Consider the following 14,393-nt stretch of genomic DNA (forward strand, 5'->3'; position numbering starts at 1 on the left):
TGGCCGGCCTTCGCTCCGCTCGATGCCGAGCCTCTCCAGTACTGAATTCCAAGGGGATGGCACGCTTCCTGCTTATCGAAGACCGGGAGGCAGTCATGAATCTCAGACGGAAGATGCTGCTCGGATACGGCTTCGCCTTCGCAATGCTCGCCCTGGTGATGGGATGGTCCGTCGAGCGTCTCTCGGCGCTCGGCAGGGCTTCCGACAGCATACTGCAGCAGAACTACAGGAGCATCGACGCCTCCTGGAGGATGCGGGAAGCCCTGCACAGGCAGGACGAGGCCCTTCTCTCGAACAAATCGGGGTTCCCGGGGCGGGAAGCCTGCTTCACCCTGGCGGAGGCCGACTTCCTGTTCTGGCTCGGAAGGGCCCGCGACAATATCACCGTTCCCGGCGAGGACTCGGTGGTCGCACGGATCTCGGTCCTGTACCCGGTTTATCTCGACTCCTGCGAGTCCTTCGGACGGATGCCCGCCGGCCAGGGGCTTCCTGCGCGGTTCGCCGGCACGGTCGCCCCGGTGTCGGCCGGGCTCGATTCGACGCTGGGCGCGCTGCTCTCGCTCAACCAGCAGGCGATGTATGAAGCGAGCATACGGGCTTCGGCTATGGCGGGCAGCGGATCCAGGTCCACGATGATCATCGGAGGGTTCGGGCTGGCATTCGGGATCGCGTTCAGCATCCTGCTTTCGGGCAGGATACTCAGGCCCCTCTACCAGACCATCGCCGCCGCCCGCAGACTGGCCGCGGGAGACTACGAGAGCAGGGTTCCCGGAGGAGGATCAGACGAACTGGGCTCTCTCGCGGCCGAGTTCAACACGATGGCCGGGGCGCTAGAGAAGTTCGAGTCGATGCACGTGGACAGGATGCTCTCGGAGAAGTCCAAGACCGAAGCCATCCTGAACGGGATAGACGACGGGATAATCCTGGTCGATCCCGACCTCCGCGTGCAGGACATGAATCCGGCAGCCTCGTCGATGCTCGGAGCCACATGGACGGAACACTCGAGGAGGCCGCACCTCTCCGAACTCATACACGACGAGAGCCTGCTCTCCGAGGCGGCAAGAGTCCTGGACGGTTCAGAACCAGGCGTTCTGACAGAGGATGAGCGGATCATCGGGATCGACAGGAACGGTGTGAAGCTGTTCCTCCTTGTGTCGGCCATCCCGCTCGAGCATTCCGGGAGTTCGATCCCGGGATGCGTGGTCGTGCTCCGGGATGTCACCCGGGCCCGGGAGATCGACAGGATGAAGAGCGAGTTCGTGATGGCGGCCGCGCACGAGCTGCGCACGCCTGTCACGAGCATCGGGATGAGCATCGATCTCCTCGGCGACCATTGCAGGGCTGATCTGGGGCCGAGGGAGAGGGAGCTCCTGGAAGCCGCACACGACGAGGCCCACAGGTTGAAGGCCCTGATCGGAGACCTCCTCGACCTGTCCCGCATGGAGGCAGGCCGGATAGATCTCGAGATCGAGACGGTGCCGGTGCAGCTCCTGTTCGAGAGGATCAGGGGGATCTACGAGGGGCAGCTCGACAGGAAGGGCTCGACGATCTCGACTGGCGTGACCGAGCCCGGTCTGGCCGTGAGCGCCGATCCCGGCAAGATCTCCTGGGTGCTCTCGAATCTGGTTTCCAATGCGCTCAGGTACATCCCGGAGGGTTCGGGGCGCATAAGCATCGACGCGAAGAGGGCGGGGGATGACGTCATCCTCTCTGTGTCGGACAACGGCCCGGGGATACCGCTCGAGCGCCAGACAGGGATCTTCCAGAAATTCGTGCATTTCGAGGTACAGGACAAGGCGGGGGGGTCCGGCCTCGGTCTCGCGATCTGCAGGGAGGTCGTCAGGGCTTCGGGAGGCACCATCTGGGTCGAATCGGAGCCCGGGGAGGGCGCGGTATTCTCTTTCACCCTCCCGGCATCCCCGGGGAAAGGAGGACATGCATGAGCAGGCGGTCCGCCCTCGTGATCGACGACGAGAAGTCGATCAGGATCTCGCTGGGAAGGGCGCTCGAGGACATGGGTCTCGAAGTGCATCATGCCGCTACCGGCGAGGAAGGTCTGGAAAAGGTGCGCGACCGACTCTTCGCGATCGCCTTCCTCGATCTGAAACTCCCTGGCATTGAGGGACTCGAGGTCCTCGAGAGGATCATGACCCTCGAAGCACATCCCCCTGTCGTGATCATCTCCGCCCACGGCACGCTCGATTCGGCTGTCGCGGCGATGAGGTTCGGCGCCGCGGACTTCCTCCAGAAACCCTTCAGTCTGGAGGAGGTGAGGTCTGTCGTCGAAGAGGTGCTGGCCCGAGACGATCTCGAGGAAGGGTCAACGGACTATTCGAGTCTCCTCGGCCTCGCAAGGAAGGCGATAACGCGGAGGGACTTCGACTCGGCCGAGATGTTCGCATCCAGGGCCATTTCGGTCGATGCGTCCAGACCGGAGGCCTATGCATTGCTTGGATCGATCATAGAGGTGCGGGGCGACCGGCAGAGGGCCATGAAGATGTACCGGGCCGCCCTGGACATGGATCCCGGCTACGGACCGGCCAGGGCCGGCTACGAGGGGATCTAGCCGGCTGCGTTTCCGCACGATCCAGGACTGGAGATGTCATGTACGTGGTGATCGCAGGATGCGGTACCCTCGGGCGCCGCCTCGCCGAGGAACTCAGCGGCAGAGGGGACGAAGTGGTGGTCCTCGACCGCGACCAGAAGGCGCTCGCAGCCCTGTCGCCGGAGTTCGGAGGATTCACGGTGGAGGGGGACGCCTCCGACGCTGCCACTCTGTCGAGAGTGAAGCTGTCCCGTGCCGATCTCGCAGTGGCTGCTACCGACGACGACAATGCGAACCTCTTCTTCGCGCAGGCTGCGCGATACGTCCACTCCGTGCCCAGGACGGTCGCGAGGGTGCACGACCCGGCGAGGGAGGCCGTGTTCAGGCGTCTCGGGGTCGAGACGGTCTGCCCTACGGCAGCCGCCGCCGACAGGATGTCCTGCCTGATACACTCCGTATCGGATAGCAGGCCCGAAGCATGAAGGTCCTCATCGCCGGCGCGACGGCTTCGCTCAGACCGCTCTGCCAGTCGTTCATGTCCAAGGGATGGCACGTGATCGCCGTCCATGCCGACCCCGGGCAGTGTGAGAGGCTGTCCAGGGATTCGAGGGCTCTCGTCGTCTGCGGCGACCCCTCGTCGCCGGAGGTCCTCGAGGATGCCGGGGTGCGCGACTGCGACGCCCTTGTGGCGGCTACGGCCAGCGACAGCGACAACCTCGCGGTCTGTCAGATCGGGGCGTCGGAGTTCGGAGTCCGCAACACGCTCGCTCTCGTCAACACCCCCGGCAACGAGGAGGTCTTCGAGAAGCTCGGGATAAGGTCCTTCTCCTCGAATGCGGCCATCGCGACGCTGATCCAGCAGATGGCCGACCTGGAGGAGATAACGGGCATCGGGGCCCTGGCCGACGGCAGGGTGCAGATCGCCGAACTCCGCATCCAGTCGGGCTGGCCATGCGTGGGTGTTCCGCTCAGAGACCTGGGGATGCCGGCCGGAAGCCTCGTCGCCGCATTGCTGAGGAGCGACGAGGCGATCATCCCCTCCGGTGACAGCTTCATGCTCCCTGGCGACCGCGTGATCTTGCTCGCGACCTCCACTTCCTACGGTCCCGCCATCGGGAAGCTGTCCGGGCCGGATGCCGGAGGTCCGGCGGAGTGATCGACAGAAGTCATCTGCTCCGCCGGTACGGGGCGATGCTGGCTTCGGCCGGTTTCGTCTGCTACGTCGCCGGGCTCCTGATGACCACCCCTCTGGCTGCCCTGCTCTTCTGGCCCGGGGAGTCCTGGACCGCAGGGGCTTTCCTCGTTCCCGGGCTCTCACTCGCCGTGGCGGGTTTCACATGCTGGAGGCTTCTCCGCAGCAGGGAGATGATGACCCTGACCGTCTCCGAGGGCAGCGTAGTCGTCGTGACGAGCTGGGCGGCCGTCTGCACGGTCTCGGCCCTTCCGCTGATGTCCGCTGCCGGACTCGATTTCACCCAGGCCGTCTTCGAGAGCGTCAGCGGCTGGACGACCACCGGGCTGACCGTGGTGGATCTCCCGGCGGCGACCCACACTGTCCATCTCTGGCGCGGGATCATGCAGTTCGCCGGGGGAGCGGGTCTGGCGGTGATCCTCCTCTCGGCGATGTCGGGTCCGATGGGGGCTTCGGTGACGGCCGCCGAGGGCAGAGACCTGCTCGTCCCCCATGTGAAGAGGTCTGCGCGCCTGGTGATGACTCTCTACTCGGGCTACGCGGTCGCCGGGATCGCCGCCTTCCGCCTGGCGGGAATGGATCCCTTCGATTCGGTGATCCACACCTTCGCCGCAATCTCCACCGGCGGATTCTCAACGCACGTCGAGAACATCGGCTACTTCGACTCGCCTGCCGTCGAGGCGGTCGCGATAGCGCTGATGATCCTCGGGAACCTCAACTTCGTAACGGCCTGGGCACTCGCGCGGGCGGACGCCAGGAGCTTCTGGCGCAGCGGCGAGATCAGGCTCTCGGCCCTCCTTATCCCTCTCTGTGCGGTCCTCCTGTTCGTGTTCACCTGCGCCGGGGTGTACCCGAGCCTCGGCAAGTCGTTGAGAGTGGCAGTTTTCGAGACCGTTACGGCCCTCACGACCACAGGCTTCTCTACCGTGAGCTACGCGGACTGGAACGGTTTCGGGGTCCTCGTCCTGATCGTCCTCATGCTCGTGGGCGGAGGCACCTGCTCCACTGCAGGCGGCATCAAGCAGTTCAGGATCTATGCCCTGTGGAGGTCGGTCCTCTGGGATCTGAGGAGAGCTCTCATGCCTTCCCGCGCCGTCCAGAAGCGGGCTCTACTCGAAACCGGTGCGGAGGTCCACATATCCGACGAGAGGCTGAGGCAGATCGGGACATTCGTGTTCCTGTACCTGGTTCTCTTCTTCACGGGTTCGGCGGTCATCATGGCTCAGGGTTTCGGCTTCAGGGAGTCCCTCTTCGAGTTCGCATCCTCGCTGGGCACGGTCGGGGCGTCGATTGGGCTGACGTCGCCGGGTCTGCCGGAAGGCGTGCTCTGGACCATGACCGCAGGGATGTTCCTGGGCAGGCTGGAGATCTTCATCGTGCTGGCCGGCTTCTCGAAGATGATCAGGGATGCGGCGGGGCTGGCCTCGGGAGGCCGCGGGAGGCCGCACCGGGGCTGACGCCCGGCCTGTCCCAGGGGTGGTGCCGCGTCAGGAGCTGGAGCACCGGTGTGGTCAGGAAAGTCGTGAACAGGGCCATGATCACAAGCATCGCGAAGAGCTGCGGAGTGATGACCCTCAGGTCGAGCCCGATGTTGAGCACGATCAGCTCGACCAGCCCGCGGGTGTTCATCAGGATGCCTAGCGCCGAGGAATCGCGCCAGCCCAGCCCGGAAAACCTCGCCGCCAGCATCGATCCCCCGAACTTCCCGAGGCACGCCACGGCGATGATGGCCGCGCATATCATCCAGGCCGTGCCTCCGCTCACGAGCCCGATCTGCGTGCGGAGCCCGGTGTAGGCGAAGAAGGCCGGCAGGAAGAGCACCGACACTATCCCCTCGATGTTCCCCTTGAGCTCGCGTGCGGCCTTCGAATCGCAGGGGATGACGGCCCCCAGCAGGAACGCCCCGAACAGGGCATGTATCCCGATCAGCTCTGTGGAGATGGCCGAGAGCAGCATCGCGGCGAAGATGATCGCAAGGCCGCTGCGTGTGAGTCTTCCGGATCGCTCGAGATAGGGCAGGAGCCGGCGCCTCACCAGGGGGGCAATCACCGCCATGACGATGACCACGAACGAGATGGTGAACGCCAGGGTGCGGACCGCCGACATCGCCTGCGCCTGGGCCACGCTGACCACGAAGGCGAGGAGGCACCATGCAGTAGCGTCGTCTATGGCGGCACAAGTGAGCGACAGCGCCCCCATGCGGGTCCGGCACAGGTCGAGATCGGTGAGTATGCGGGCGAGCACCGGGAAGGCCGTCACCGACATCGACACGCCCAGGAACAGAGCGAACACGGTGAACGGCACGTCACCGGGTGACAGCAGGGGGTAGATCGCCAGCGACAGCGCCGAACCCAGAACGAAGGGCACCAGTATGCTCGCGTGCGAGATCATCAGAGTCGGATGCCCGTTGTCCGAAACGTGCCGCAGGTCGAGCTCGAGTCCCACCATGAACATGTAGAGGATCACGCCTAGCTGTGCGATGACGTTGATGAAGGGCGTGACTTCCCCCGGGAAGAGTGCGGCGGAAACACCGGGAGCGATCCTGCCGAGGAGGGATGGCCCGAGGATTATGCCGCCAACGATCTCTCCGATGACGGTCGGCTGCTTCATCAGGTTGAAGAGGAATCCCGTGACGCGGGCCGTGATGATGATGACGGTCAGGGCGAGGAGCACGTGGAAGAGCATGTCCGCATCCGGGGGCACAAGGACGGTAGAAGCCGGGAGGCCGATGTCGGGCAGCGCAGTAAGCCTCTCGCCCCGGTCACGTATCAGCAGAAAGGCGGCGATGCCTGCCGCTATCATCAGCGCGTAGACGCCCGCCATCCTCGCACGGCCTCGGCGGTTCCGGCGGTCTGTCGCTCTTCCCGGGGCCTGCTCGGCCATCCCGTCATCTCCCTGCCGGCCGGTCACCATCCTGCCCCTCTCTTCATAACCGCTGACGATGACGGATCGCAAAGGAAAGGACAAGTCCGGAAGCCGTACCCCGCCGATCTCCCGGAGGATCCGGTCCGGCCGTATACTCGCCTCGGAGGTGGAGGATGAAATACCTGGCGACAGCCTCATTACTCGCGTCTCTGGCATCCGGGTCGGTGGTTATCGGCTTCCCCGAGTCGACGGGCATGGATCCCTTCTGCGGCAATTGAAGCGGCGGCCTGCGCTATCAGGTGATAGCGCTCGACTCGGAGATCGGCGGCGCGATGACGATCGAGAACGTCTCCTGGCAGAGGGTCTCGTCCGGCACCGGCGACTCGACGGCAACATTTCCGGACTTCCAGCTATACATGGGCCTTTGCGGGGAGGACTTCCTCGGGACGGAATTCGACCAGAACTACATTCCTGGAACCAGGACACTCGTCTTCGAGGGCGATCCCCTTTCTGTGTCCGGATCGCCCGGGGAATGGTACACGATCGACCTCCAGACTCCGTTCTGGTACGACGGCCAGCACAACCTGCTGATCGAACTCTCATGGGACGGTGCCGTAGGCAGCTTCCACACCTACCTGTGGAACAGCCCCGGGGTGCCCCGCTCGCTCAAGGCCCCGACCCCGGACGGCCCGACCGGGTTCCTGTCGAGCCTGATGTCGGAGCTGATGCTCGAGGGTACTGCCGCGCTCCCCTCCGCGACCTTCGGGTGCATCAAGGTCCTCCTGGGGAGCGACTGAAGCAGGTCGAGAGCCCAGGGCTTCCTCGTCCCGCCGCCGTCCGAGGGTGTTCAGAACCGGTCTGCCGGGAGCTGGCGCCCGGATCGCAGGATCGGTCCTCCCGTTGCCGATCGTGAATTCAGCGAGAACCGCTGCTCTCGTGAAGCTGTCCTGGCATCGTTCTGCCAGGCTGGTATATGGCAGGAATGGCGGAGGAACATGGACCGGCGCAGAGAGGAACTGACGGCGAAGCTCGGCGAGATCGAAGCCGAGATGAGGCGCATCGGTTTCTGGGACGAGACGGCGCCGGGTTTCGCCGAGGTGGACGATCGGCACGCCATACGTAGCTATCTGGACGCCCCGTCGTTCGAATGGTGGCTGCAGCAGATGTTCCTGCCGAACGCGAGGCGTGCGGTGATCGAGGATAGCCTCCCGGCGGACAGCCAGGTCGGGGAGATGGCGCGGCGGCAGTATGACTATCACTCGGTGGTCGAGGAGGCGCACGGCCTGATGCGGCTCCTTTTCCAGTTCGACGGGATGATCGTGCTATATGCGGCGGAACGGACCCGGACGGACTCAGGGCCAGAGAGTCAGGCTCCAATGCTCTGATCAGTGCTGAATCAACTCCGGGGCGCTCCCCGAACAACCTGTTCGAATCAGCTGCTCGCCTTCCTCTGTGAATGCTCGCGCCTCGCGGCGATGCCAGGGGATGGGACGAGGGGATCAGGGGGAGCGGAAACCCTCGGGCAGGTGAGGCTCCAGAGCCCCGATCAGTGCTGGAATGTCCCGGGTGGCTACGAGCCAGACCCTCTCGGCCAGTATTTCGCCGTATTCGTGAGCCAGGATGTTGCGAAGGCCGACTATGGCTTTCCATGGGACTTCGGGCGTGAGCAGTCGGATACTCTCCGAGAGATGCCTGGCAGCTTCGCTTATCACGATCAGTTGCCTCTCCACGGCATACCTGACGAGCTTTTCGGACTGGAAGCGCTCGAAGTCGATGTCCGAGACGAAGGCACCTATCTCTTTCGCAGCCGTAGTCAGATCGAACAGAAGGGCTGCATCCCTTTCTTCAGGAGCCATAGAGGGATTTCCTCTCGGAGAGGATACGTTCCCTGCGTATCGGATTCGAGATGGCGGCCTTCTCAACGAGGTCGACCTGGAGCCCCAGCATCTCCTCCAGCTCGAGGCGCATGTTCATCAGGTCGAGATAGCTGATGCCGGATCCATCCTCGAACTCGACGAGGAGGTCGATGTCGCTGCCCTCGGCTGCATCGCCCCGTGCCCTGGAGCCGAACACCGAGAGCGACCGCACCCCGTTGCGCCTGCAGAAGGCTCGCAGGGTGATGAGTTTCGAGCGTGGAACCCCGATCATGCTTCCCTCCTCGGCTTCATTATGCACAGCAGAGGACGGGCAGTCACCTGCCTGCTCCGCGCTGAGTGATTCGAAAGGTGGATGGTGCTGGTCACTGTCATCATGGAAGCTGGAACACGCGGGGCTGGCGACCCCTTCATTGCCGCGTCTGTGGAAATGAAGAGGCCCGGCAGTTCGCTTGTTCCTGCGTCCGCAGGAACAAGCTGGTCCGGCAGTGGCTTGTCATGATCCGATAGACCGGATCGGCAAGCCGCGAGAGGACCTCGGAGTACTTCCTCAGACGAGAGCCAGGCGAACCGCGAAAGGGCCGGAACGTACATCCTCAGACGCGCCTGTAGAGATTGGATTCCGCATCGCCGGGGATGGAGGACGGGGAGCCTGACACCGTGGACTGCGATGAAGGCCCTGAGGCCCGGGCATCCTCTCTTCCCATACTGGATTAGGAGGGGCTGGAAGGATGCGCCGACAGGCGCCCTAGAGCTATCAGAGTCTGACGATCCTGAGAGAAGACACCAACCCATCGATTGCGCCCCGGACAAGATATGTGCCGGGTGGCACTTCGCTCCCGGAGCCATCGTGCCCGTCCCAGAGGAAGGATGAACCCTGCCGGTCGCTGAGACTCCGGATCAACCTTCCCGTGATGTCGTAGATCATAAGCTGGCCGGGAAGAACGTAGCCCTCGCAGACGAACGTCACCGACGTTAAAAAAGGGTTGCATGAGGCACTGAGGAGGAGTAATGGCCCTGCAGTCGAAGTGGTATCATCCCAGACTCCCAGCCAGTTATGGTCGAACCATCCCAGGCGGATCCATCCTTTCTGTATCTCGGGATCGATCTCGGTCCAGGTCGCGAAAACATCGCCCGCATCGTCAGTGCAAGCCCTGAAATAGTAGAGGTCTTCGGGATTCTCGTCGGTGTAGTCGTAAGCCGAGTACGGTGTTTCAATCAATTCACCATCCGAGTCGATGACGCAGAACCGAATCAGATTGAGGTTGCCTGAGGGCGGGGTGTTCTCTATCCACAGGGCATAGAAGCATTCTTCCAAGGTGTTATGGAGGAGCACTGGCCAGAGGCAGTTAGCTCCCCAGGGCTCGGTGTAGATAAGCTTGCCGTCTGTCAGAAGGGAACCTGTATCTCGGTCGATCCTGAAGAAGCTGAGATGCTCATCATATGTCGAGAGAATCGATTCCCTGTAGAGAATGCAGGCATTTCCCTCAGAATCACACGACATACTCCATGAGTGCCCGGCATCGGAGTCCGGATCTGCGAACTCGAACGGCGCGATGATCATGTTGCAGTCGAGATCGTACTCCAGATATCTGGGAAGTTGAGTGCTCCCACCGGTGAAGCCCAGCACCAGGATGTGGACCCGTTCATGGTCGACCAGCACGAGCGAGTTCTCCGCACTCTCCGGGATAGTATCCCTGAAAACCTCGGAGCCTCCCGGATAGAACACCGAGTAGTAGATGCCCCCGGGAGCATCCCAGGTCAGATGTATCCGCCCGAGGCTGTCACTGGAGGCTGAGATCTCCGGCCAGACGCAGCCCAGGTAACTGAACTGGGTGGGGGGAAGAGTGAGATTGCCATCCTGATCGGTCAGCGCGTACCAGATGTGATCGTCCGATTCGCGCCAGAAATATGCTACCTGATCCCCTACCGCCGTCATACTGGGATACCCAGACCAGACCTCGCGTGACACAAGAGTGTCGGGGAGGATGAACGAGCCATCCACGAGCACGATGTTGCGTGCAATTCTGGTAGTCGTCTCTAGGTCCCAGCCCTGGTGCACCAACTCCCCTGCAGCGACCACAAGATCTTTCCTCTGATAGTCGTCTCCAGGAGTCTGGATGCTTATCACCGGGTCACTCCAGCCCGGGGCGTGCGTCACCGATATCAGGCAGGATGAGACAAGCGCTGGGATCACTCGAGAGCCCCTGTCCTTGCAGCGTCATGCTGGCACTGCGGCCAGGGAGCGTATCCCTCTTCGCACTCGCCCAATTCCCAGACATGAAGGTAGTTGTCAGCAGTGCCGAACACGACCTCGATCCTCCCGTCGTCGTCGATGTCGGCAATCGCGAATCCACCATGGAGTTCGGAAGGGAGAGTGTAGGGGAAGCCGAGATTCGTGAGACGAGTACCAGTTCGGTCGAATCCCCTGACTAATCCTTTTCGATCGGAGATGATCAGATCGGCCCAGCCGTCATCGTCCATATCTCCAAGTGCCGCGAACGGTGGCCTGTGCTGGTACTGCTCCGTCTGGCTGAACCAGTGCTGATCTCCATCCGGTTCCCACGAGAATGCGCGGTTTGCCGATGGAGCGGTGACACGGTCCGTACCAGCCTGAAGCGCGTCCCAGTTTGCGATCATACACGATAGAACCCATTCGCTCGTCGTGTCGCTCGAGGCGCAGTCGATCGGTGTGTTCTGGAGGCTGTCGGCATCGAGGATATATGCCGGATAGAAGTCCGAGGCAGCCCTGCCGCGGGGCAGTGCGATCTTCATGCTTGAGCCTGCAAGGGTTCCTACCGCCGGGATCGCCCTGTAGAAGACACCACTGAAGGTCCGGCTCGCATAGATGCTCCCGGCGGTATAACTGTACTGATGCAGCCGGCTTTCCTTGTTCTCACCCAGGATCTCGCTTGTGCTGCAGTTGATGATCAGCTCGGCAGGATACTGCCCGTCGAGATCGCAGGCACACACCCATGAGTGGATGTTGGTTGAGCCCAGTGTGACTGCTCCAGGAACGTACTCCCGATCAAGCGCCGCAAGGCTATCGCCCTGCACCCGGAGCACATAGAGAGTATCTCTTAGCATATAGGCAATCTCGTCTCGACGGTACAGCTGCCCCTGCTCGCTGACGAGGTCGGCAAGCACCGCGGTCCTGGGATACCATCCCCACGGAAGAGACGAGCCGCATCCATGTGCCCTCGAATAGAGCAGATCCCCGTCACCTCCATCCAGTACGATGAGTTCGTCTGGTGTATAGACGACGAGCTCGGGGGTTTCGTCTCCGCCGACACTGCCGAGCGAAGGAACGCAATAACCATCGATCGAGCCGCTGCTGCCAACTGACAGCTCATACGGCCCAGCCACCCACCTTATCTGTCCATCGGGCTCCGCGCAGACAAGCCAGTGCTGCCCTGCCTGGATGACTATCTCCAGCTCGCCGTCGCCGTCTACGTCACCCAGGGCCGGAGGTGATGCCACCGACCCAGGCACCCGGACCGGCCATCCATCTTCATTGGGGTAGGAGTCGATGATCTCGATCTCGGCAGTCGCATCGTTGTTCGCAGTCCAACTGTCAGGGCAGCGACCCTGGGGGTCAGCCGACACCTGGAGGGACAGAGTCGCCGGGCAGCTCACGCTCCCGGCCATCCATCCGAAAGACAGGATAGACTTCTCACCTGGATCCAGCCCGGCGCAGGTCGTGGTGAGAGTTGTATCGTACTGGCCGCACTCGACCTCCATCGTTGCAGAAAAGCTTCCCGACTCTACAGCTCCAGCATTACGAACGGTCGATTGGAGAATGGTCGCCCGCGGGGATGAAGAGACAGGCGCTGTAGGATACCTGCTCGTTCCGATGTCCTCGGGAGAGATGATCAGATCGCATCGGTTTCTGAACTTCACCCGGTCGCCTATGTCGACCGCTGGGTCGCCAAGAATGTTTCCGCCTGCCAGATCGTCTCCCCAGCCGCAGGATTCCCAGAGAGATGAGGACATCTCCATTCTCGCGCTGGATATTGCGTCTCCTATCCGGCCGATGCCTCTCTCGAGCACATCCTCTGCTACAGATCGACAAAGCCCTAGATGAACCGCCCCAGCCGCCCAGCTGTGTCCGAAAACCCCGATTGCACCTCCTCTCGTGTTCATAAGAAGAGCTTCACCGAAGCACTGCACCTCGAAGTCATAGTCGGTCCCGTCAGGGTCATGGTACATCCAGGATGGATAGCAAAGATGATACTGAAGGCTGTCCGTCCAGTTGAACGTTCCCTGTGAGCAGCTTCCCAGAAGGACGAAGGGCCAGCCATGGTTCTCGTTGCCTTCACAGAGATCCCATGCATCAGTTGTGTCGAAGGTCGAGTCTGGCATGCCGCCTGCACCGTCCATCGCGCACTCGAAGAAGTGGACTGCACCATGGTCGTGATATCGAAGGACCTGCGCACCATCCTCGATGAAGGAGAGGCAGCTGTCGCACCACTGTCTGCTCGACATGTTGCTGCCGTCGTCGCCGGTGGAAGGATCGCCGTCTCCGCAGGCTGCGAAGTCGAGCGAGTATCCCAGCCATGTTGACATCTCCACGCCCCAGGCTCCGGTCGATACGGATACTGGAGCAAGGCCGTCGAGGAGACATAGATTCCTCCGCCAGGCGAGGCTCGATGGCGGGGGCCAGATCGACACTTCGCTCTCGAACTCGAGGATCAGATCGATCGCATCCCTCAGTTGAGCGGTCGTCCTTGCCGGGATTCGACCGATGATCATGTCCGGGAAGACACCGTACTGCTCCGGGGGTTCTCCGAATCCTGCGAACCAGCCGTCGGAGCCCTGTTCGGGCCATGTTCCGACCAGCTTGACGTTCGTCGGCAGGAACCAGTCTTCGCTTGAATAGCCGGGATCCTCGTGGTCGCCGATCAGGAGAAGGTAGGACGACCGCTTGGTCCCGGCCGAACCCCAGTCCCACATGGCCTCGGTGAAGTCACGGATGATGTCGGGCGTTATCGCAGTCGACGAGCCCCCGAACTGGCTGAGCACGCTATCGGTCCGCGCTATCGCCACGTCGAAGCCGTTCAAGTCGGCACGGTGATGTGCAAGGGTGTCCACCCACCAGCCGTCGAGCCCCGAGGCAACCAGGATCACATAGTCGGGAACCCGCACCGGGCCGGCGACCAGATCCGGAGGCCGCATCACGACGCCGGGAACCGGGGCCCAGGGTTGCGGCTCTGGACTGTACCCAAGCAGTCTGTCCTCGATCAGTCCCTCGTAACAGCCCAGGTCGCATGCCGGCCAGTCGGCTGTCGTATCGTAACTCAACGCTATCTCGATATCGCTCCATACCCTCAAGCTGTCCTCGGAGGCGAGGAACTGCACCGGGTACACATCCACGATCCCCACCCGCAGATCCCTCAGCCGGAACTCCCCCACAAGCCTCGCAAGGGTGTCGGGATACCATTCTATCGAGGTGTAGGCTGAAGAATCCTTCCGGAAGCACTCGGCGATCCAGCCCGCTCCCGTGCTGTCCGTGAGGAAGCTGTCAAGCGGCGCTGGATAAATCGGCAGGCACTCGATACCGTCAAAGCAGTCGGCTGAGTACTCGAGAGTGATGTCGCTGCTGTCCGGCAACCACACCATCCTGCGCACCACCGGCAGCTCGGGGAAGCCGATCTCGTCGGACGGCACGGTGCCGGGGGAGGAAGGGAAGCGCAGGTAGGAATGTGAATCGACTGTGACCGTCTCCGCGAGCAGCCCGCGCAGCTCTACGTCGAACGTCAGAAGCTCATCCCAACACCCGTTGAACACGACCAGGGGGTAGCTGTTCTCTGAAGCACCCGCATTGAACTCGAGCCACTGGGATGAAGCGGGAATAGAGATGAGGAGAGAGAGAGAGACGAGAAGAATAGAGGATGGAAGGTGATGGATGGACATCGCA

The 14,393-nt window shown here is 62.4% G+C and carries 12 protein-coding genes; 7 read left to right on the forward strand and 5 right to left on the reverse strand.

The annotated features are described in order from the left end of the window. The first annotated feature begins 95 nt into the window (after positions 1-95). Genes QUS11_09710 through QUS11_09730 form a run of 5 tightly spaced genes read left to right on the forward strand, consistent with a single transcriptional unit; the run spans position 96 to position 5,194 of the window. Entirely contained in the window at positions 96-1,943 is a 1,848-nt protein-coding gene (locus QUS11_09710; GenBank protein ID MDM7993578.1) for an ATP-binding protein, read from the forward strand. Continuing rightward, positions 1,940-2,566, forward strand: a complete 627-nt coding sequence (locus QUS11_09715; protein MDM7993579.1) for a response regulator — start codon at positions 1,940-1,942, stop codon at positions 2,564-2,566. The genes QUS11_09710 and QUS11_09715 overlap by 4 nt, the downstream gene beginning before the upstream one ends. A 38-nt stretch (positions 2,567-2,604) precedes the next feature. Next, on the forward strand, positions 2,605-3,027 hold the full coding sequence (locus QUS11_09720; GenBank protein ID MDM7993580.1) for a TrkA family potassium uptake protein: 423 nt from the start codon (positions 2,605-2,607) through the stop codon (positions 3,025-3,027). After that, on the forward strand, positions 3,024-3,701 hold the full coding sequence (locus QUS11_09725) for a TrkA family potassium uptake protein (protein ID MDM7993581.1): 678 nt from the start codon (positions 3,024-3,026) through the stop codon (positions 3,699-3,701). Before QUS11_09720 ends, QUS11_09725 begins: the two co-directional genes overlap by 4 nt. Then, positions 3,698-5,194 (forward strand): TrkH family potassium uptake protein, encoded by a 1,497-nt coding sequence (locus QUS11_09730; GenBank protein MDM7993582.1) that lies wholly within the window; start codon positions 3,698-3,700, stop codon positions 5,192-5,194. Before QUS11_09725 ends, QUS11_09730 begins: the two co-directional genes overlap by 4 nt. Here the strand turns inward: QUS11_09730 and QUS11_09735 are convergent. Then, positions 5,139-6,560, reverse strand: a complete 1,422-nt coding sequence (locus QUS11_09735) for a cation:proton antiporter (protein ID MDM7993583.1) — start codon at positions 6,558-6,560, stop codon at positions 5,139-5,141. The two genes, QUS11_09730 and QUS11_09735, sit on opposite strands and share 56 nt — an antisense overlap. Positions 6,561-6,901: 341 nt before the next feature. Between QUS11_09735 and QUS11_09740 the strand changes: the two genes are divergently transcribed. Both QUS11_09740 and QUS11_09745 read left to right on the forward strand, forming a co-directional pair. Beyond that, entirely contained in the window at positions 6,902-7,399 is a 498-nt protein-coding gene (locus QUS11_09740; GenBank protein ID MDM7993584.1) for a hypothetical protein, read from the forward strand. A 198-nt stretch (positions 7,400-7,597) separates the two neighbouring features. Further along, positions 7,598-7,987, forward strand: coding sequence for a YqcC family protein (locus QUS11_09745; protein MDM7993585.1), 390 nt, complete (start codon positions 7,598-7,600; stop codon positions 7,985-7,987). Between the two features lie 114 nt (positions 7,988-8,101). Here QUS11_09745 and QUS11_09750 read toward each other — a convergent pair whose 3' ends face one another. The 4 genes from QUS11_09750 to QUS11_09765 form a co-directional block, all read right to left on the reverse strand. After that, entirely contained in the window at positions 8,102-8,458 is a 357-nt protein-coding gene (locus QUS11_09750) for a DUF86 domain-containing protein (protein MDM7993586.1), read from the reverse strand. After that, positions 8,448-8,750, reverse strand: coding sequence for a nucleotidyltransferase family protein (locus QUS11_09755; GenBank protein ID MDM7993587.1), 303 nt, complete (start codon positions 8,748-8,750; stop codon positions 8,448-8,450). The genes QUS11_09750 and QUS11_09755 overlap by 11 nt, the downstream gene beginning before the upstream one ends. Positions 8,751-9,233: 483 nt before the next feature. Further along, positions 9,234-10,607 (reverse strand): hypothetical protein, encoded by a 1,374-nt coding sequence (locus QUS11_09760; GenBank protein MDM7993588.1) that lies wholly within the window; start codon positions 10,605-10,607, stop codon positions 9,234-9,236. 62 nt (positions 10,608-10,669) lie between these two features. Continuing rightward, the gene (locus QUS11_09765; protein MDM7993589.1) at positions 10,670-14,389 is read right to left on the reverse strand and encodes a C25 family cysteine peptidase; all 3,720 of its coding nucleotides are present in this window, start codon (positions 14,387-14,389) and stop codon (positions 10,670-10,672) included. Positions 14,390-14,393: the final 4 nt, after the last annotated feature.

It is taken from the genome of Candidatus Fermentibacter sp., from assembly GCA_030373045.1.
Classification (GTDB): domain Bacteria; phylum Fermentibacterota; class Fermentibacteria; order Fermentibacterales; family Fermentibacteraceae; genus Fermentibacter.